Source organism: Frankia gtarii (assembly GCF_025403375.1).
Lineage (GTDB): Bacteria > Actinomycetota > Actinomycetes > Frankiales > Frankiaceae > Frankia > Frankia gtarii.
Genome location: NZ_JAMPTM010000143.1, coordinates 1 through 16,989, shown reverse-complemented (window position 1 = coordinate 16,989; position 16,989 = coordinate 1). Strand labels below are relative to the sequence as shown.

Annotated in this window: 27 protein-coding genes and 1 pseudogene; 27 read left to right on the top strand and 1 reads right to left on the bottom strand. The window is 69.3% G+C overall.

Going from position 1 to position 16,989, the window contains the following annotated elements; all coding sequences use genetic code 11:
- The first annotated feature begins 54 nt into the window (after positions 1-54).
- The 27 genes from rpsS to truA all read left to right on the top strand — a co-directional run bounded on the left by rpsS (position 55) and on the right by truA (position 16,055).
- Entirely contained in the window at positions 55-336 is a 282-nt protein-coding gene (gene rpsS, locus NBZ83_RS19695; protein ID WP_009740524.1) for a 30S ribosomal protein S19, read from the top strand.
- Complete coding sequence (gene rplV, locus NBZ83_RS19690) at positions 329-754, top strand: 50S ribosomal protein L22 (RefSeq protein WP_261567280.1); 426 nt, start codon at positions 329-331, stop codon at positions 752-754. The genes rpsS and rplV overlap by 8 nt, the downstream gene beginning before the upstream one ends.
- Positions 754-1,764 carry a 30S ribosomal protein S3 gene (gene rpsC, locus NBZ83_RS19685; RefSeq protein ID WP_261575557.1) on the top strand — a complete coding sequence of 337 codons (1,011 nt, stop codon included), beginning with the start codon at positions 754-756 and terminating at the stop codon, positions 1,762-1,764. The genes rplV and rpsC overlap by 1 nt, the downstream gene beginning before the upstream one ends.
- Before the next feature lie 3 nt (positions 1,765-1,767).
- Positions 1,768-2,184, top strand: a complete 417-nt coding sequence (gene rplP, locus NBZ83_RS19680; RefSeq protein ID WP_261567278.1) for a 50S ribosomal protein L16 — start codon at positions 1,768-1,770, stop codon at positions 2,182-2,184.
- Positions 2,184-2,450 carry a 50S ribosomal protein L29 gene (gene rpmC, locus NBZ83_RS19675; protein ID WP_207634233.1) on the top strand — a complete coding sequence of 89 codons (267 nt, stop codon included), beginning with the start codon at positions 2,184-2,186 and terminating at the stop codon, positions 2,448-2,450. The genes rplP and rpmC overlap by 1 nt, the downstream gene beginning before the upstream one ends.
- Before the next feature lie 5 nt (positions 2,451-2,455).
- Positions 2,456-2,764: a 30S ribosomal protein S17 gene (gene rpsQ / locus NBZ83_RS19670; RefSeq protein WP_207634232.1), complete on the top strand. Its 309-nt coding sequence runs from the start codon at positions 2,456-2,458 to the stop codon at positions 2,762-2,764.
- A gap of 106 nt (positions 2,765-2,870) precedes the next feature.
- Positions 2,871-3,239 carry a 50S ribosomal protein L14 gene (gene rplN, locus NBZ83_RS19665; protein WP_136446648.1) on the top strand — a complete coding sequence of 123 codons (369 nt, stop codon included), beginning with the start codon at positions 2,871-2,873 and terminating at the stop codon, positions 3,237-3,239.
- A gap of 2 nt (positions 3,240-3,241) precedes the next feature.
- Complete coding sequence (gene rplX / locus NBZ83_RS19660) at positions 3,242-3,568, top strand: 50S ribosomal protein L24 (protein ID WP_261567277.1); 327 nt, start codon at positions 3,242-3,244, stop codon at positions 3,566-3,568.
- Between the two features lie 38 nt (positions 3,569-3,606).
- Positions 3,607-4,191, top strand: a complete 585-nt coding sequence (gene rplE / locus NBZ83_RS19655; RefSeq protein WP_261567276.1) for a 50S ribosomal protein L5 — start codon at positions 3,607-3,609, stop codon at positions 4,189-4,191.
- A 4-nt stretch (positions 4,192-4,195) separates the two neighbouring features.
- Positions 4,196-4,381, top strand: coding sequence for a type Z 30S ribosomal protein S14 (locus NBZ83_RS19650; RefSeq protein WP_136446645.1), 186 nt, complete (start codon positions 4,196-4,198; stop codon positions 4,379-4,381).
- A gap of 108 nt (positions 4,382-4,489) precedes the next feature.
- The gene (rpsH, locus tag NBZ83_RS19645; protein ID WP_163551338.1) at positions 4,490-4,900 is read left to right on the top strand and encodes a 30S ribosomal protein S8; all 411 of its coding nucleotides are present in this window, start codon (positions 4,490-4,492) and stop codon (positions 4,898-4,900) included.
- A gap of 12 nt (positions 4,901-4,912) precedes the next feature.
- Positions 4,913-5,449, top strand: coding sequence for a 50S ribosomal protein L6 (gene rplF / locus NBZ83_RS19640; RefSeq protein WP_261553494.1), 537 nt, complete (start codon positions 4,913-4,915; stop codon positions 5,447-5,449).
- Positions 5,450-5,459: 10 nt separating this feature from the next.
- On the top strand, positions 5,460-5,834 hold the full coding sequence (gene rplR / locus NBZ83_RS19635; RefSeq protein WP_261567275.1) for a 50S ribosomal protein L18: 375 nt from the start codon (positions 5,460-5,462) through the stop codon (positions 5,832-5,834).
- Between the two features lie 53 nt (positions 5,835-5,887).
- A complete protein-coding gene (gene rpsE / locus NBZ83_RS19630) occupies positions 5,888-6,496 on the top strand; it encodes a 30S ribosomal protein S5 (RefSeq protein WP_136446641.1) in 609 nt (202 codons plus the stop codon).
- Positions 6,496-6,681, top strand: a complete 186-nt coding sequence (gene rpmD, locus NBZ83_RS19625) for a 50S ribosomal protein L30 (protein ID WP_261553493.1) — start codon at positions 6,496-6,498, stop codon at positions 6,679-6,681. Before rpsE ends, rpmD begins: the two co-directional genes overlap by 1 nt.
- Before the next feature lie 2 nt (positions 6,682-6,683).
- Positions 6,684-7,196 carry a 50S ribosomal protein L15 gene (gene rplO, locus NBZ83_RS19620; RefSeq protein ID WP_261567274.1) on the top strand — a complete coding sequence of 171 codons (513 nt, stop codon included), beginning with the start codon at positions 6,684-6,686 and terminating at the stop codon, positions 7,194-7,196.
- A gap of 253 nt (positions 7,197-7,449) precedes the next feature.
- The gene (gene secY / locus NBZ83_RS19615; RefSeq protein ID WP_261567273.1) at positions 7,450-8,742 is read left to right on the top strand and encodes a preprotein translocase subunit SecY; all 1,293 of its coding nucleotides are present in this window, start codon (positions 7,450-7,452) and stop codon (positions 8,740-8,742) included.
- Positions 8,742-9,395, top strand: a complete 654-nt coding sequence (locus NBZ83_RS19610) for an adenylate kinase (RefSeq protein ID WP_261567272.1) — start codon at positions 8,742-8,744, stop codon at positions 9,393-9,395. The genes secY and NBZ83_RS19610 overlap by 1 nt, the downstream gene beginning before the upstream one ends.
- 172 nt (positions 9,396-9,567) lie before the next feature.
- Positions 9,568-10,413, top strand: a complete 846-nt coding sequence (gene map, locus NBZ83_RS19605) for a type I methionyl aminopeptidase (RefSeq protein WP_261567271.1) — start codon at positions 9,568-9,570, stop codon at positions 10,411-10,413.
- 253 nt (positions 10,414-10,666) lie between these two features.
- Positions 10,667-10,888 (top strand): translation initiation factor IF-1, encoded by a 222-nt coding sequence (gene infA / locus NBZ83_RS19600; RefSeq protein ID WP_006541558.1) that lies wholly within the window; start codon positions 10,667-10,669, stop codon positions 10,886-10,888.
- 78 nt (positions 10,889-10,966) lie between these two features.
- Positions 10,967-11,080, top strand: a complete 114-nt coding sequence (rpmJ, locus tag NBZ83_RS19595; protein WP_003956441.1) for a 50S ribosomal protein L36 — start codon at positions 10,967-10,969, stop codon at positions 11,078-11,080.
- Between the two features lie 204 nt (positions 11,081-11,284).
- Positions 11,285-11,665 (top strand): 30S ribosomal protein S13, encoded by a 381-nt coding sequence (gene rpsM / locus NBZ83_RS19590; RefSeq protein WP_009740504.1) that lies wholly within the window; start codon positions 11,285-11,287, stop codon positions 11,663-11,665.
- An 81-nt stretch (positions 11,666-11,746) separates the two neighbouring features.
- Positions 11,747-12,151, top strand: a complete 405-nt coding sequence (gene rpsK / locus NBZ83_RS19585; RefSeq protein WP_011435061.1) for a 30S ribosomal protein S11 — start codon at positions 11,747-11,749, stop codon at positions 12,149-12,151.
- A 95-nt stretch (positions 12,152-12,246) separates the two neighbouring features.
- Positions 12,247-12,876, top strand: a complete 630-nt coding sequence (rpsD, locus tag NBZ83_RS19580; protein ID WP_136446634.1) for a 30S ribosomal protein S4 — start codon at positions 12,247-12,249, stop codon at positions 12,874-12,876.
- A 302-nt stretch (positions 12,877-13,178) separates the two neighbouring features.
- Positions 13,179-14,228: a DNA-directed RNA polymerase subunit alpha gene (locus NBZ83_RS19575; RefSeq protein ID WP_251745498.1), complete on the top strand. Its 1,050-nt coding sequence runs from the start codon at positions 13,179-13,181 to the stop codon at positions 14,226-14,228.
- Between the two features lie 117 nt (positions 14,229-14,345).
- A complete protein-coding gene (gene rplQ, locus NBZ83_RS19570; RefSeq protein ID WP_261567270.1) occupies positions 14,346-14,963 on the top strand; it encodes a 50S ribosomal protein L17 in 618 nt (205 codons plus the stop codon).
- A gap of 267 nt (positions 14,964-15,230) precedes the next feature.
- Positions 15,231-16,055: a tRNA pseudouridine(38-40) synthase TruA gene (gene truA / locus NBZ83_RS19565; RefSeq protein WP_261567300.1), complete on the top strand. Its 825-nt coding sequence runs from the start codon at positions 15,231-15,233 to the stop codon at positions 16,053-16,055.
- Between the two features lie 52 nt (positions 16,056-16,107).
- On the opposite strand, the pseudogene NBZ83_RS19560 reads toward truA, so the two are convergent.
- A pseudogene (locus NBZ83_RS19560) lies at positions 16,108-16,989 on the bottom strand (hypothetical protein); the annotation flags it as partial.

Sequence of the window (16,989 nt, the reverse complement as noted above, 5' to 3'; positions counted from 1 at the left end):
CCCCCCGTACCTCCCGTACCCACCGGATCTGAGCAGGAAGGAGGAGACACAACCATGCCACGCAGTCTGAAGAAGGGCCCGTTCGTCGACGACCACCTGCTCAAGAAGGTGGACGTGCAGAACTCGAAGGGCACCAAGCACGTCATCAAGACCTGGTCGCGGCGCTCCACAGTGATCCCCGACATGCTGGGGCACACGATCGCCGTGCACGATGGCCGCAAGCACGTCCCGGTCTTCATCACCGAGGGCATGGTCGGGCACAAGCTCGGCGAGTTCGCCCCGACCAGGACGTTCCGCGGCCACGTCAAGGAGGACCGGAGGTCGCGTCGTGGCTGACGATCTTGTCGAGGGCCTGACCCGAGCCGGCCTGCCGGGCGCCAAGGCGTCGGCCCGCTACGTGCGGGTCTCGCCGATGAAGGCCCGCCGGGTCGTCGACCTGGTGCGCGGCCGCTCGGTCAGCGAGGCGCTGGACATCCTCCGGTTCGCCGCGCAGGCGGCGAGCGAGGACGTGTACAAGGTCGTCGCCAGCGCGGCGGCGAACGCCGAGAACAACCACCGCCTCGACCCTGACACCCTGTGGGTCGGCGAGGTCTACGTGGACGAGGGGCCGACGCTCAAGCGCATCCGACCCCGCGCTCAGGGCCGGGCCTACCGAATCCGCAAGCGCACCAGCCACATCACCGTCGTGGTGGAGAGCCGGGAGCCGGTCTCCACGACCGGCCGGGGCGCGAAGACGACAAGGAGGGCCCGGTAGTGGGGCAGAAGGTCAACCCGCACGGGTTCCGGCTTGGCATCACTTCGGAATTCACGTCCCGCTGGTACGCCGACAAGCAGTACAAGGCGTACGTCGGCGAGGACGTGAAGATCCGCAAGATGATGTCGCGGGGCATGGAGCGGGCCGGTATCAGCCGGGTCGACATCGAGCGGACCCAGGGACGGCTGCGGGTGGACATCCACACCGCCCGCCCGGGCATCGTCATCGGTCGCCGTGGCGCCGAGGCGGACCGCATCCGCGGCGACCTGGAGAAGCTCACCGGCAAGCAGGTGCAGCTGAACATCCTCGAGGTCAAGAACCCCGAGGTCGACGCGCAGCTCGTCGCCCAGGGCGTGGCTGAGCAGCTCTCCAGCCGGGTCAGCTTCCGCCGCGCCATGCGCAAGGCGATGCAGACCGCGATGAAGGGCGGCGCGAAGGGCATCCGGGTGCAGTGCTCGGGTCGCCTGGGCGGCGCCGAGATGAGCCGTTCGGAGTTCTACCGCGAGGGTCGAGTTCCGCTGCACACGCTGCGCGCGGATATCGACTACGGCTTCTACGAGGCTCGGACGAACTTCGGCCGCATCGGCGTGAAGGTCTGGATCTACAAGGGCGACATCGTCCAGAGCCGGGCCGAGCGCGAGGCGCAGGAGGCCCTGCAGCGGCAGACCCGTCGGGACCGCCCGCGCCGCGGGCCGCGTTCCGGCTCGTCCGGCACCACCCAGGGCGGTACGGACGCCGGTCGCGCCGCGGCGCGCAGCGAGCGCCGGGGTCGTGGCGGGAACGCGCCGGCACCCGAGGCCGCGCCGGCACCCGAGACCGGGCCGGCAACCGAGGCCGCGTCTGAGACGACCGCGCCTGAGAGCACCGCACCCGAGAACACCGCGCCCGAGGCCGCGCCGTCGGAGGCCCCGGCGGCCAAGCCGACCGCGCCCGCCACCGCCGCGACCGAGTCGGCCGCCACGCCGGCCGCCGCCGCGACGACGGGCACTCCGGAGAAGGCGGAGGAATAGATCATGCTGATTCCCCGGAAGGTCGCGCACCGCAAGCAGCACCACCCCAGGCGGACCGGTGCGGCCAAGGGCGGAACCCGAGTCACGTTCGGTGAGTACGGGATCCAGGCCCTGGAGTCGGCGTACGTGACGAACCGGCAGATCGAGTCGGCGCGTATCGCGATGACCCGCCACATTCGTCGTGGTGGCAAGGTCTGGATCAACATCTATCCGGACCGACCGCTGACCAAGAAGCCCGCCGAGACCCGGATGGGTTCCGGTAAGGGCTCGCCCGAGTGGTGGGTCGCGAACGTCAAGCCGGGCCGGGTGTTGTTCGAGCTGTCCGGAGTCGCGGAGCCCGTGGCCAAGGAGGCGATGCGGCGCGCGATCCACAAGCTGCCGATGAAGTGCCGTTTCGTGGTTCGTGAAGGTGGTGCGTGATGGCTGTCGCTACCGCGGACGAGCTGCGGAGCCTGTCTGGCGACGAGCTCGTCGACAAGCTCCGCGAGGGCAAGGAGGAGCTGTTCAACCTCCGGTTCCAGGCGGCGACCGGGCAGCTGTCCAACAACCGGCGGCTGCGGGCCGTGCGGCGTGACATCGCCCGGATCTACACGGTGATGCGCGAACGGGAGCTGGGTATCACCGGTGATCCGGCGCTGGTCGCCGGCGCGGCGGACGATGACGCGACGCAGTCGGAACGGGCGTGAGGGCAGTGGCAGACGAGACGGCCTCCCAGGAGGCTTCACAGAACACCGGCGCGGCGGACACCGACCGCGGCTTCCGCAAGGTCCGAGAGGGCCTCGTGGTCAGCGACAAGATGACCAAGACCGTCGTGGTCGCGGTCGAGGACCGTGTGCAGCACCCGCTGTACGGCAAGACGATCCGCCGGACGAAGAAGGTCAAGGCGCACGACGAGCACGGCACCACCGGTGTCGGTGACCGCGTGCTGCTGATGGAGACCCGGCCGCTGTCGGCCACCAAGCGGTGGCGAGTCGTCCAGGTTCTGGAGAAGGCCAAATAATTTCGGGGCGAGGCAGCCCTCGGGGGCGAGCCAGCCCTGGCGCCCGGGTGACCGGGTCCGATGCAGTACCGGTTGATCAGTAGTACCGGGTGATCAGGAGCGGAAAGTGATTCAGCAGGAGTCGCGACTTCGGGTCGCCGACAACACCGGAGCGCGGGAAATTCTCTGCATCCGGGTGCTTGGCGGCTCTGGGCGTCGTTACGCGGGGATCGGCGACATCATCGTCGGCACGGTCAAGGACGCCCTGCCCGGCGCCGGCGTGAAGCGCGGCGACGTGGTCAAGGCGGTCGTGGTGCGCACCACCAAGGAGCGTCGGCGACCGGACGGCTCCTACATCCGTTTCGACGAGAACGCGGCGGTGCTCATCCGGGACGGTGGCGAACCCCGGGGCACTCGCATCTTCGGGCCGGTCGGCCGGGAGCTGCGTGACAAGAAGTTCATGAAGATCATCTCGCTGGCGCCGGAGGTGCTGTGACCGTGGCCACTTTGAAGATCAAGAAGGGTGACACGGTCCAGATCATCACTGGCAAGGACCGTGGTCTCAAGGGGAAGGTCATCCGGGCCTACCCCGAGCTGAACAAGGTCCTCGTCGAGGGCGCGAACCGGATCACGCGGCACACCCGCGCCGAGCAGAGCGCGCGTGGCTCGCAGTCCGGTGGGATCGTCACCCAGGAGGCGCCGATCCACGTGAGTAACGTGATGATCGTCGACCCGTCGGACGGACGGCCCACCAGGATCGGGTACCGCATCAACGAGGACGGCACCAAGGTCCGCATCTCCCGGCGCACCGGCGCCGAGCTGTAGGCCGAGCGAGCAGTCGAGCAGTTGGGAATCGAGATCAAATGACTGTGACCACCGAAGACCGGACCACCGGTGCTCGCCCGGTCCCACGGCTCAAGCAGCGGTACCGCGACGAGATTGCCCCGGGGCTGCGGGAGGAGTTCTCCTACAGCAACGTCATGCAGATCCCCGGTGTCGTGAAGGTCGTCGTCAACATGGGCGTCGGAGAAGCCGCCCGGGACGCGAAGCTCATCGACGGCGCCGTGCGCGACCTGGCCGCGATCACTGGCCAGAAGCCGGCCGTGCGGCGGGCGAAGAAGTCCATCGCCCAGTTCAAGCTGCGTGAGGGGATGCCGATCGGCGCGAAGGTGACTCTGCGCGGCGACCGGATGTGGGAGTTCCTCGACCGCCTGGTCTCCATCGCGCTGCCGCGCATCCGCGACTTCCGCGGGCTGTCCCCGAAGCAGTTCGACGGTTCGGGCAACTACACCTTCGGCGTTATTGAGCAGTCGATCTTCCATGAGATCGACATCGACCGGATCGACCGGGTTCGGGGCATGGACATCACGGTCGTCACCACCGCGACCACCGACGACGAGGGCCGGGCGCTCCTGCGGGCGCTGGGCTTCCCCTTCCGGGAGAACTAGACAGATGGCCAAGAAGGCACTGATCGAGAAGTCGAACCGCAAGCCGAAGTACGCGGTGCGCGGTTACACCCGCTGCCAGCGCTGCGGCCGGTCCCGCTCGGTGTACCGGGTGTTCGGACTCTGCCGGATCTGCCTGCGGCAGATGGCGCACCGCGGCGAGCTGCCCGGCATCACCAAGAGCTCCTGGTAGACCGCACCACCCCCGCACCTCCCCCCGATCGCGGCAGGCCTGGACCATGGCCGCCTGGGCCTCTGCCCCGGCGCCGACGGGAACCGCCGTGAGAAAGGCGTCAAGTCAATGACGATGACCGACCCGATTGCGGACATGCTCACGCGTGTCCGCAACGCCAGCCGGGCTTACCACGACCAAGTGGTGATGCCTCACAGCAAGATCAAGACCCATGTTGCGGAGATCCTCCAGCAGGAGGGCTACATCTCCAGCTGGCACGTCGAGGACGCGACCTCGGCTGGCGGCGTCGGCCACTCTCTGGTCATCGATCTGAAGTACGGCCCGAACCGCGAGCGTTCGATTGCCGGAATCAAGCGCATCAGCAAGCCGGGCCTGCGGGTCTACGCCAAGGCGACGAACCTCCCCAAGGTGCTTGGGGGACTGGGTGTCGCGATCATCTCCACCTCGTCGGGGCTGCTGACCGACAAGCAGGCGGGCAAGCGGGGCGTGGGCGGGGAAGTCCTCGCCTACGTCTGGTAAGGAAGCCGAGCGATGTCACGGATCGGGCGCCTGCCCATTCCCGTCCCCAGCGGTGTCGACATCACCGTCGAGGGGACGACCGTTACTGTCAAGGGGCCCAAGGGCACCCTGAGCCACGTCGTGGTCGAGCCGATCGGGGTCAACCGGGAGGAGGGTCAGCTCGTTGTGACCCGCCCGGACGACGAACGTCGGTCCCGCTCGCTGCACGGCCTGACCCGCAGCCTGGTCTCCAACATGGTCACCGGCGTCACCGCCGGGTACTCCAAGACCCTGGAGATCGTCGGCGTCGGTTACCGCGTTCAGGCCAAGGGCTCCGACCTGGAGTTTGCGCTCGGCTACAGCCACCCCGTCCCGGTCAAGGCCCCCGAGGGCATCCGCTTCGAGGTGCAGACCCCGACCCGCTTCGTGGTCCATGGGATCGACAAGCAGCTGGTCGGCGAGGTCTCCGCGAAGATCCGCGGATTGCGTAAGCCTGACCCGTACAAGGGCAAGGGCGTTCGCTACCAGGGCGAGGTCGTCCGCCGCAAGGTCGGGAAGACCGGGAAGTAGGAGATAGATCATGGCAGTGAGCCTTGGCGCCAGCGCGCGCCGGCGGACCGCGAAGCTCCGCCGGCATGTCCGCGTGCGCAAGAAGGTGGCGGGCACCCAGTCCCGTCCCCGGCTCGTCGTCACCCGGTCCTCGCGGCACATCTACGCCCAGGTCATCGACGACGTCGCGGGCCACACGCTCGTCTCGGCGTCCACCCTGGACGTCACCCTGCGCGGTGGCGACGGCGACAAGTCGGACCAGGCCCGCAAGGTCGGCGAACTGGTCGCCCAGCGGGCGAAGGCAGCCGGGATCGCCGCGGTCGTGTTCGACCGCGGCGGCCGGACCTACGCCGGCCGGATCGCCGCGCTCGCGGATGCGGCGCGCCAGAGCGGGTTGGACTTCTGATGACCGCTCAGCCCCAAGCCATCCAGTACAGCCTGATCAGGGAGATGTTGTAGATGCCAGGCCAGCAGCGCCGCGGCGGCGGATCCGGCGGCTCGGACCGTCGGGAACGCCGGGACCGGTCGGGCGGCGGCCCGGCTCAGGAAAAGAACGCCTATGTCGAGCGGGTCGTCGCGATCAACCGCGTCGCGAAGGTCGTCAAGGGTGGTCGTCGCTTCAGCTTCACGGCTCTCGTCGTGGTCGGTGACGCCGACGGCACCGTCGGCGTCGGCTACGGCAAGGCCAAGGAAGTCCCCGCCGCCATCGCCAAGGGCGTCGAGGAGGCCAAGAAGCACTTCTTCAAGGTGCCCCGGATCGGCTCGACGATCCCGCACCCGGTGCAGGGCGAGCGGGCGGCGGGCGTCGTCCTGCTCAAGCCGGCCTCACCCGGTACCGGTGTGATCGCCGGCGGCCCGGTGCGCGCCGTGCTGGAGTGCGCCGGGGTGCACGACGTACTGTCGAAGTCGCTCGGCTCGTCGAACCCGATCAACATCGTGCACGCAACCGTGGCCGCCCTTCGCGGCCTCATGCGGCCCGAGGAGATCGCGGCCCGGCGTGGCCTGCCGCTCGAGGACGTCGCCCCACCGGCCATGCTGCGCGCCCGCGCGGCCGGGGCCGGTGTGTGATGGCCAAGCTGCGCATCACGCAGATCCGTTCCGGGATCGGCGGCACCCACAACCAGCGGGCCACGCTGCGGACCCTCGGCCTGCGGAAGATCAACGCCACGACCGTCCGTGAGGACCGTCCCGAGGTTCTCGGGATGATCAGGACTGTGACCCATCTTGTCCGGGTCGAGGAGGTGGACTCCTAGCCATGGCCGAACTGACCAAGACCGAGGACACGACCGACAAGGGCCAGACCGGCTCGGCGCAGACCGAGCGTGGCCGTGGCCTGAAGGTGCATCACCTGCGCCCGGCGCCCGGTGCCCACCGCAGCCGGATCCGCGTCGGTCGCGGCGAGGGCTCCAAGGGGAAGACGGCCGGCCGGGGGACCAAGGGCTCCAAGGCCCGCAAGCAGGTGCCCGCCCGTTTCGAGGGTGGCCAGATGCCCCTGCACATGCGGCTGCCCAAGCTCAAGGGCTTCAGTAACCCGGCCCGGGTGGAGTACCAGGTGGTGAACGTGTCCGCGCTGGTCGAGCTGTTCCCCGAGGGCGGCGAAGTCACCAAGGCCGACCTCGTGGCCAAGGGGGCCGTGCGCGCCAAGTTGCCGGTGAAGGTGCTGGGCAACGGTGACATCGACATCGCGCTGCACGTCAGCGCCGACGCATTCTCGGCATCCGCGCGGGAGAAGATCGCGGCTGCCGGCGGGAGCGTCACGCAGAGTTGAGACCCCGGGCGAGGGGCGGCCCCAGGGCCGCCCCTCGCCCTGCTTGTCCGGGCACCCCGCGCGGCAGCCGGCGCGCACTGGCACCAGCTGGTTCTTCCCGGCCACCGCTGCTTACTGGGCGTGATGTCCGGACGAGTGGACCGGGTGTCCTGTTACAGTCGCCTAACCAACGTCGGCCGCCGGCCGCCGTAGGCGCTCCGCACAGGGCAGGATGTCCACTCCCCGTCGGTCCGCAATCCCAGCAGGAGGAGCCGTGCTCACCGCCTTCACGCGGGCATTCCGCACTCCTGACCTGCGCAAGAAGCTGCTGTTCACCGTCGGGATCGTGGTGCTGTTCCGGTTCGGCAGCGTCATGCCCTCGCCCGGGGTCTCGACCCGCGCGGTCAACACCTGCCTCAACAGCGCGAGTGCCGACAGCAGCAACGTCTACTCGTTGATCAACCTGTTCAGCGGTGGCGCCCTGCTCCAGCTGTCCATCTTCGCGCTCGGCATCATGCCCTACATCACCTCGAGCATCATCATCCAGCTGCTCGTCGTGGTGATCCCGCGGCTCGAGCAGCTGAAGAAGGAAGGCAGCTCGGGCGAGCAGAAGCTCACCCAGTACACCCGCTACCTGACGATCGCGCTCGGCGTCCTGCAGGCGACCGGCATCGTGGCTCTGGCCCGCAGTGGACGGCTCTTCCCGAGCTGCTCGGCCGCCATCATTCCGGACACGAGCCTGTTCCGGGTCGCGACCATCGTCATCACGATGACCGCCGGCACCTCGGTCATCATGTGGATGGGTGAGCTGATCACGGCCCGCGGCGTCGGCAACGGCATGTCCTTGCTGATCTTCACTTCGATCGCGGCGCGGCTTCCCTCCGAGGGCACCCGGATCCTTCAGGTCGCCGGCGGCGTGGTGTTCAGTCTGGTGATTCTGCTGGGACTCGCGATCATGGTCTTCGTGGTGTTCGTCGAGCAGTCCCAGCGGCGGATCCCGGTCCAGTACGCGAAGCGACTGATCGGTCGGCGGATGTACGGGGGCACCTCCACCTACCTGCCCATCAAGGTCAACCAGGCCGGGATCATCCCCGTCATCTTCGCATCCTCCCTGCTCCAGCTCCCGCAGCTCGCCGGGCAGGTCTGGAGCAACCAGGGCTTTCAGGACTTCGAGCAGAGGTATCTCTCACGTGGAGACCATCCGCTCTACCTGGTGACGTACTTCGCACTCATCATCGCCTTCACCTACTTCTATGTTGCGATCACCTTCAACCCAACGGAGGTCGCGGACAACATGAAGAAGTATGGTGGGTTCATCCCCGGGATCAGACCGGGTAACCCGACGGCGGAGTACCTCAAACACGTACTTGACCGGATCACGCTCCCCGGCTCGCTGTTCCTCGGAGTGATCACGGTCCTTCCGTTGGCACTGTTGAACCTGACCAAGGACCAGCCGTTCCCCTTCGCGGGAACCTCGGTTCTGATCATGGTGGGGGTGGGGCTGGAAACCGTGAAGCAGATCGAAAGCCAGCTCATGCTCCGCAATTACGAAGGTTTCCTCCGGTAGTGCGCCTCGTACTGGTGGGACCGCCCGGTGCCGGAAAGGGTACGCAGGCCGCGTTCATTGCCCAGGCGCGGTCCATCCCCAAGATCTCGACTGGGGACATCTTCCGAGCGAACGTGCGACAGGGAACCGAACTGGGCGTCAAGGCCAAGACCTTCATGGATGCCGGTGATCTCGTGCCGGACGAGGTCACCATCGGAATGGTGCGCAACCGGCTCGCCGAGGACGACGCGGTCAAGGGGTTCCTGCTCGACGGGTTCCCCCGCAACGTCCCCCAGGCCGAGGTGCTCGGGCAGATGCTCGACGGGATGGGGACCCGTCTGGATGTGGTCCTGGAGCTCGTCGTCGACGACGACGAGGTGGTGCGGCGGCTCTCCGGTCGGCGGACCTGTCGAAACTGTGGCCACATCTGGCATCTCGACTTCGACCCGCCGTCGGTCGAGGGTCTGTGCGATCGTTGCGGCGGCGACCTGTTCCAGCGCGACGACGACCAGGCCGGGACCGTGCGCCACCGGCTCGAGGTGTACGCGGACCAGACGTCGCCGCTGGTGGCGTACTACGCGGAGAAGGGCATTCTGATCGGCATCGACGCCACCGGCCCGGTGGACAACGTCACCGATCGGGCGCTCGACGCGCTGCGTCACTACGGGGACTGAGGCGCCCGCCGCCCAGCGTCGGCCCACACGCGCGGTGAACGGGTGCCTCGCGGTGGGTAGGAACCGTCCAGGCGGACGCCGGCGGTCGGACGATCGTCCGCCCTGCCGGTGTCGGCAGGGCGGTTAGCATCGGGAATCGGACCAGTACACGGACACAGACCGAGGCGAGAGCGTGGCGCGACGAGAGCACGTCCAGATCAAGACCGCGGCGGAGATCGCCAAGATGCGGGTGGCCGGCCTGCTCGTGGCCAAGACGTTGGCCCGGCTGCGCGAGGCGGTCGTCCCCGGCGTCACGACTGCGGATCTCGACGCACTCGCGGAGAGGACGATCCGAGCCGACGGTGGGATCCCTTCCTTCAAGGGCTACGCCCAGCCGCCTTACCCGGCGTCGATCTGCAGCTCCGTCAACGACGAGGTCGTCCACGCGATCCCGACGCGCAAGCGGGTGCTGCGCGAAGGCGACATCATCTCGATCGACTGTGGAGCGATCGTCGACGGATGGCACGGGGATGCGGCGATCACCGTTCCGGTCGGCGAGGTGGCCCCCGAGACCCTCGACCTGATCGCGACCTGTGAGGCCTCGCTGTGGGCGGGCCTCGCGGCCGCCCAGCTCGGTGGCAAGCTCACCGACATCAGCGCCGCCGTCGAGCGCCACATCCGCCCGCGCGGCTACGGCATCGTCGACCACTACGGTGGCCACGGCATCGGCACCGAGATGCACCAGCCCCCGCACGTGCTCAACTATGGCCGCCCCGGCCGCGGCATCCGGCTGGTCGAGGGGCTGGCGCTGGCGATCGAGCCTATGATCACCACCGGTGCGCCGGACACGACCGTGCTCGCCGACGACTGGACCGTCGTGACCCAGGACGGCAGCCTGGCCGCGCACACCGAACACTCGGTGGCAATCACCGCGCGGGGCCCCTGGGTGCTGACCGAGCCCGACGGCGGAGTGGCCCGGCTCGCCGCACTCGGCGTCGCCTGCGGACAGCCCGCGGACGCCCCGTCCGGCATCGGCTGAGCCTGTGTTGGCCCTTGACGGATGGGCCACGTACACTCTTCATTTGGCGGTCTCCTCACGCCGGTGTGCTCCACCGCGTCGATAGCAGTCCTGAAACGTGGCAGTTGCGGTCGGTGGCAGTGTGGTTGGCAGTCCGTGGTCCCTGCTGGGACCTGGGCTTCTGATCTGGGTCTTTCCGGACGGTTGTCCGGTCAGCTCGACCGGTCGCGGCCGAACCGCCGATTCAGTCGTCGACGTCAGGACAGCGGAGGACATGCCGAAGAAGGACGGGGCCATCGAGATCGAGGGCCGTGTGGTGGAGCCGCTCCCGAACGCAATGTTTCGGGTCGAGCTTCAGAACGGTCATCGCGTTCTCGCCCACATCAGCGGCAAGATGCGTCAGCACTACATCCGGATCCTGCCGGAGGACCGCGTCGTGGTCGAGCTCTCGCCCTACGACCTGTCTCGCGGCCGCATCGTCTACCGCTACAAGTAGTCGATCTCCTCCACCTCGCCCGTACCACTACTCATCGCCACGCGCGGCCCGCGGCTGCGCAGGAGGTCCGCAACAGCCGTGAAGGTCAAGCCCAGCGTCAAGAAGATCTGTGACAAGTGCAAGGTGATCCGCCGCCACGGGCGTGTCATGGTCATCTGCGACAACCTGCGTCACAAGCAGCGTCAGGGCTAAGGCCACTGGCGGGTGGGCCTCTCCCCGCCGCCAGGGTGCGCGTACGCGCCCCGGCGGCTCGGGTGGGGACACCACACCCAAGCGATGCCAGGCGTCCCGCACGGGACGTCTCACCCCCGGTCGGAGGCCGGGGCCTGGCCGGCACTGCGCCGGTTGGGGCGGCATCGCCCGAGACCTCCGGTTGCAGGAAGGAAACATCCGTACATGGCACGCCTCTCCGGCGTCGACCTCCCCCGCGAGAAGCGGGTTGAGATCGCCCTGACCTACATCTTCGGGATCGGTCGCACCCGTTCCCGGGAGACCCTCGCGGCCACCGGCGTCAACCCGGACACCCGTGTCCGGGACCTGAGCGAGGACGAGATCGTCCGGCTGCGTGAGTGGATCGACGCGAACTACCGGGTGGAGGGTGACCTCAACCGGGAGATCAAGCAGGACATCCGCCGCAAGATGGAGATCGGCTGCTACCAGGGTCTGCGGCACCGGCGGAACCTGCCGGTCCACGGTCAGCGGACGCACACCAACGCCCGCACCCGCAAGGGCCCGCGCCGTGCCATCGCCGGTAAGAAGAAGGCCGGCAAGAAGTAGTCAGGGCGCCCGGCGGGCCGCTCGGCCCGGCCTCGGACGACCACTGATCGACGACCTCGCAGACGGAGACCACACGCAAAGATGCCTCCCAAGACTCGCGCCGCCGGCGCCAAGAAGGTCCGGCGCAAAGAAAAGAAGAACGTCGCCCACGGGCACGCTCACATCAAGAGCACGTTCAACAACACGATCGTTTCGATCACCGACCCCAGCGGGAACGTGATCTCCTGGGCCTCTGCCGGCCACGTCGGCTTCAAGGGCTCCCGCAAGTCGACCCCCTTCGCCGCGCAGATGGCCGCCGAGAACGCGGCCCGCAAGGCGCAGGAGCACGGGATGCGCAAGGTCGACGTGTTCGTGAAGGGCCCTGGTTCCGGCCGGGAGACCGCGATCCGCTCGCTGCAGGCTGCGGGCCTGGAGGTCGGGGCGATCCAGGACGTCACCCCTACCCCCCACAACGGTTGCCGCCCGCCGAAGCGGCGCAGGGTGTGACCGTGCGGCGTGACGACCGCGGCCGGGGTGGCGCCCCGGCCGGAGTCGTGGCGTCGCGTTCGAGTTCGCGCCAGGAGACGAGAGAGAAGGACTAGATGGCCCGTTACACCGGCGCGGACTGCAAGCGTTGCCGCCGCGAGAAGACGAAGCTGTTCCTCAAGGGCACCAAGTGCGACACCCCGAAGTGCCCGATCGAGATCCGGCCCTACCCGCCGGGCGAGCACGGTCGGGGCCGCACCAAGGACTCCGAGTACCTGCTGCAGAAGCGCGAGAAGCAGAAGTGCGCGCGGATCTACGGCATCCTGGAGAAGCAGTTCCGCGGGTACTACGACGAGGCGAACCGGCGGGCCGGCAAGACCGGTGACGAGCTGCTGAAGATCCTCGAGTCGCGGCTCGACAACGTCGTCTACCGGGGCGGCTTCGCGCCGTCCCGTGACGCCGCTCGCCAGGCCGTCCGGCACGGCCACGTCCAGGTCAACGGACGCAAGGTCGACATCCCGAGCTACCGGATCAGCGAGAACGACATCGTCGAGATCGCACCGAAGGCCCGGGAGCTCACCCCGTTCATCGTCGCCCGGGAGACCGCGGGCCAGGGCCGGACCGTCCCGGCCTGGCTGGAGTCCATCCCGAGCCAGATGCGGATCCTGGTGCACTCCCTGCCGGCCCGGCAGGTCATTGACACCCAGGTCCAGGAGCAGCTGATCGTCGAGCTCTACTCCAAGTAGGACAGACGCCCCCGGGGGCGGTGCAGCGGTGGCTCGGCCACCGGCGGCCCCGCCCCGGGGGCGACCTACGCTCCCGCCACCGGGCCGGTGGCACCGTGTCCGTCACCGCTGTGCGGCGGCGAGGCACACTGGAGGAGCGACAACCGGTGCCGTGCGCACCATCCGGGTGGTTTCACCGGCTGGGTGGGCATGCACCGGGTCCGCGGGTGGAACGGACCGATGTTCCACCCGCCGGCTCCCGGCCCGGGAGCCCGCACTACACGGCGTCATATGGCGGTCGCCGTGGTCGGAAGGACGTACTCATGCTGATCGCTCAGCGTCCCACCCTCGTCGAGGACCCGATCTCCGAGTTCCGGTCACGTTTCGTGATCGAGCCGCTGGAGCCGGGCTTCGGCTACACCCTCGGCAACTCGCTGCGTCGGACCCTGCTGTCCTCCATCCCCGGCGCGTCGGTCACCAGCATCCGCATCGACGGGGTGCTGCACGAGTTCTCCACCGTGCCCGGCGTCAAGGAGGACGTGACCGACCTGATCCTGAACCTCAAGGAACTGGTCGTCAGCTCCGACAACGACGAGCCGACGGTGATGTACCTGCGCAAGCAGGGTCCCGGCGAGGTCACGGCGGCAGACATCGCCCCACCGGCCGGCGTCGAGGTCCACAGCCCCGAGCTGCGCCTGGCCACCCTCAACGACAAGGGCAAGCTCGAGATCGAGCTGACCGTCGAGCGGGGCCGCGGGTACGTCAGCGCGGCGCAGAACAAGCAGGCCGGCCAGGAGATCGGGCGGATCCCGATCGACTCGATCTACTCGCCGGTGCTGAAGGTGACCTACAAGGTCGAGGCAACCCGCGTCGAGCAGCGCACCGACTTCGACCGGCTCATCGTCGACGTTGAGACGAAGCCGTCGATCTCCCCGCGCGATGCGATGGCGAGTGCCGGCAAGACCCTGGTCGGCCTGTTCGGGCTGGCCCAGGAGCTCAACGCCGAGGCGGAGGGCGTGGACATCGGCCCGTCGGCCGCGGACGCGGCGCTGGCGGCCGACCTCGCGCTGCCGATCGAGGAGATGGACCTGACCGTCCGCTCCTACAACTGCCTCAAGCGCGAGGGCATCCACACGATCGGCGAGCTGGTGTCCCGCAGCGAGGCCGACCTGCTCGACATCCGCAACTTCGGGCAGAAGTCGATCGACGAGGTCAAGACGAAGCTCGGCGCGATGGGCCTGCAGCTCAAGGACTCCCCGCCCGGGTTCGACCCGCGTCAGGCCGTGGACACCTACGGCACCGACAGCTACAACCCGTCGTTCTCCGACCCGTCCGACGACGGCGCGGAGTTCGTCGAAACCGAACAGTACTGACCTTCACGAGGGCCCCCGCTCACCCGCGGGGGCCCTCGACGACCTCCGGTGGCGCATGCCGCCGTCCTACGGGCGGGCAGCCTGGCGGGACAGTGAAAGGAACGAGGAGCACTCATCATGCCCACGCCAACGAAGGGCGCCCGGCTCGGTGGCAGCCCCGCACATGAGCGGCTGCTGCTGGCCAACCTCGCCACCGCGCTGTTCGAGCACGGCGGCATCACCACCACCGAGGCCAAGGCGAAGCGGCTGCGCCCGTACGCCGAGCGGCTGGTGACCTTCGCCAAGCGCGGCGACCTGCACGCCCGGCGCCGCGTCATGCGCCACGTGCGGGACAACTCGGTGGTGCACACCCTGTTCACCGAGATCGGTCCGCGCTACGCCAACCGCGACGGTGGCTACACCCGGATCATCAAGCTCGGTAACCGCAAGGGTGACAACGCTCCACTGGCCCGCATCGAGCTGGTGGAAGCGCTGACCGTCGGCCAGCAGGCCGTCGGTGAGGCCGAGCGCGCGCGCGGCACCCGCTTCTCCGAGCGGCGCAAGCCGACCGGTGCCACCGCCGAGGCCGCCGAGGACCTGGCGAGCGAGTCGCCGACCGCCGCCGCTGTGGCCGCGCAGTCCGCCGAGGACAAGCCGGCCGCCGAGGACAAGCCCACGACGGCCCAGGCCGCCGAGGCTCCGGCTGCCAGCGCCGAGGCAACGGACGACGACGGTTCGGCCGAGTCGAAGTCCTGACCGCGGCGAAGCGTCGTCACAGGCACGGATTCGCACCGATGCCCACGCCACGCCAGTAGCTCCCGCAAGGCCCGCCGCCCATCATGGGCGGCGGGCCTTCGCCGTTCAGGTCGCTGCGTTCGGCCCACAGCCGGGGTGTCGTCAGGTCCGGCCGCGTCCTGCCCCACCGTCACGCCGCCGTACGGGGAGAAGCAGATGTCCGATGTCGTGGGATCCGGTCCGTGTGCGCCCCATGCGGTGCCCGGCGCCGGGGCGGATGTGACGGTGATGGCGGCGGGCCTGGTCCGGCTGCGCCTGGACATCGCCTATGACGGCACGCCGTTCGCCGGCTGGGCCCGCCAGCCTGGTCAACGAACCGTGCAGGGCGACGTGGAGGACGCCCTCATCAGGGTCGCCCGGCTGCAGGCCGTGCGCCTCACGGTCGCCGGGCGGACTGATTCCGGGGTGCACGCCGCCGGGCAGGTGGCCCACGTCGACCTTCCCGTTGACGTGCCACTCGGCGGGCTCGCCCGGCGGCTCAACGGCGTCCTCGACCGGTCGGTCCGGGTCACCGGCCTCGCGCCCGCTCCGGCCGGGTTCGACGCCCGGTTCTCGGCGCTGTCCCGGCGCTACGTCTACCGCATCACCGACGCACCGTTCGGTGCCGAGCCGCTGCGGCGTTTCGACACCCTCGCCTGGCCGCGGCCGCTGGACGTGCCGGCGATGGCATCGGCGGCGTTGCTGCTGGTCGGCGAACACGACTTTGCGGCCTTCTGCCGCCGGCGGGAAGGAGCGACGACCGTGCGCACCTTGCTGCGCCTGGACGTGCTGCGCCGCCCCGACGGGGTGATCGTCGCCGACGTCGAGGCGGATGCCTTCTGCCATTCGATGGTCCGGGCGCTGGTCGGGGCGCTGCTGGCGGTGGGTGAGGGACGTCGGCCGCCGCAGTGGCCGGCGGCGGTCCTACGCCGCGGAATGCGGGACCCGGCCGTCACGGTCGCCCCCGCGCATGGGCTGACGCTGGTCGAGGTCCGCTACCCGCCGGACGCGGAGCTGGCGGCGCGGGCCGAGGTCACCCGGGCGGTGCGGGTGCCCACCACTCCGTCGGGGTGAGACATGCCCGGGTCTCGGGCGGTCCGGGCGACAACGCCGCCGCCTCGGCTGGTCAGTGCCGCGGGCCGTGCCCGAGCACCGCCCGGTCACCGATCGGCTCGGTGGCGAGGGTGGCCAGGTCGGTCTGGGCGTTGCGCAGGGGCTGGTCTGTCGCCGCGCCCGAGGTGCCGTCGACGTAGGCGACCTGGGTGTAGATGAGGTAATGCCCGCGGCTGACCGCGCCGCGCCAGGAGTTGTTTCCACCCGGGCCGGTGATCCGCGCGTTCTGGATCGAGCCGGCCGGGATCGGCAGCGGCGCGATGCCGCCACGGCCCTGGTTGAGCACCTGCGCGGCCTGGGCGGCCGTCGCGCTGGTGTCCAGGGAGAACACGGTCGCTCCCGCCAGTACCTGGCGTTCGCCTTGCTGGGGACGGCTGAGGAACAGCGAGCGCACCACCTGCCGGCAGTGCGCGGCCTTCAACTGGGCGATCAGGTCGCCGGTGAGGTTCGGGCAGCCGGCGTCGAGCTTGCGCATGAGTCGCTGGTAACCGTGCGTGTCGACCGCGACGGACTGTTCGGGGAAGAACTCGTCGGGGGTTATCGGATCGGCGTCGACCGTGGCGGTGCTCAGGAAGTTCGCCGGAACTGGCGGCAGCGTGCCCGACGCGGCCGGCGCGTCACCGCCCTTGTCATCGTCCCCGCCGCGCAACGCGACGATCGCCACGGCCGCGATGAGCACTAGGACGGCGCCGGCGACGATGGCCAGCAGCCGCCGAGAATCGCGGGCCCGGCCCGCCGGGCCGCGCCGTTCGCCGGTCCCGGCTGGGGGAGCATCGGCGTCGGCGTGCTCGTCGCCGGAGTCGGTCTCGCCCGGGTGCCTGTCGACGGCTGCCTGTTCGTCCAGCTGTTCGTCCAGGTCGCCGAGGTCGGCCCAGGCGGTCGCGGAGGGTGGGTG

Bases quoted from the DNA above. Each gene is read 5' to 3' on its own strand.
- rpsS (WP_009740524.1), top strand. From the start codon at position 55: ATGCCACGCAGTCTGAAGAAGGGCCCGTTCGTCGACGACCACCTGCTC.
- rplP (WP_261567278.1), top strand. From the start codon at position 1,768: ATGCTGATTCCCCGGAAGGTCGCGCACCGCAAGCAGCACCACCCCAGG.
- rpmC (WP_207634233.1), top strand. From the start codon at position 2,184: ATGGCTGTCGCTACCGCGGACGAGCTGCGGAGCCTGTCTGGCGACGAG.
- rplE (WP_261567276.1), top strand. From the start codon at position 3,607: ATGACTGTGACCACCGAAGACCGGACCACCGGTGCTCGCCCGGTCCCA.
- NBZ83_RS19650 (WP_136446645.1), top strand. From the start codon at position 4,196: ATGGCCAAGAAGGCACTGATCGAGAAGTCGAACCGCAAGCCGAAGTAC.
- rpsH (WP_163551338.1), top strand. From the start codon at position 4,490: ATGACGATGACCGACCCGATTGCGGACATGCTCACGCGTGTCCGCAAC.
- rplF (WP_261553494.1), top strand. From the start codon at position 4,913: ATGTCACGGATCGGGCGCCTGCCCATTCCCGTCCCCAGCGGTGTCGAC.
- rplR (WP_261567275.1), top strand. From the start codon at position 5,460: ATGGCAGTGAGCCTTGGCGCCAGCGCGCGCCGGCGGACCGCGAAGCTC.
- rpsE (WP_136446641.1), top strand. From the start codon at position 5,888: ATGCCAGGCCAGCAGCGCCGCGGCGGCGGATCCGGCGGCTCGGACCGT.
- rpmD (WP_261553493.1), top strand. From the start codon at position 6,496: ATGGCCAAGCTGCGCATCACGCAGATCCGTTCCGGGATCGGCGGCACC.
- rplO (WP_261567274.1), top strand. From the start codon at position 6,684: ATGGCCGAACTGACCAAGACCGAGGACACGACCGACAAGGGCCAGACC.
- infA (WP_006541558.1), top strand. From the start codon at position 10,667: ATGCCGAAGAAGGACGGGGCCATCGAGATCGAGGGCCGTGTGGTGGAG.
- rpsM (WP_009740504.1), top strand. From the start codon at position 11,285: ATGGCACGCCTCTCCGGCGTCGACCTCCCCCGCGAGAAGCGGGTTGAG.
- rpsK (WP_011435061.1), top strand. From the start codon at position 11,747: ATGCCTCCCAAGACTCGCGCCGCCGGCGCCAAGAAGGTCCGGCGCAAA.
- rpsD (WP_136446634.1), top strand. From the start codon at position 12,247: ATGGCCCGTTACACCGGCGCGGACTGCAAGCGTTGCCGCCGCGAGAAG.
- NBZ83_RS19575 (WP_251745498.1), top strand. From the start codon at position 13,179: ATGCTGATCGCTCAGCGTCCCACCCTCGTCGAGGACCCGATCTCCGAG.
- rplQ (WP_261567270.1), top strand. From the start codon at position 14,346: ATGCCCACGCCAACGAAGGGCGCCCGGCTCGGTGGCAGCCCCGCACAT.
- truA (WP_261567300.1), top strand. From the start codon at position 15,231: ATGGCGGCGGGCCTGGTCCGGCTGCGCCTGGACATCGCCTATGACGGC.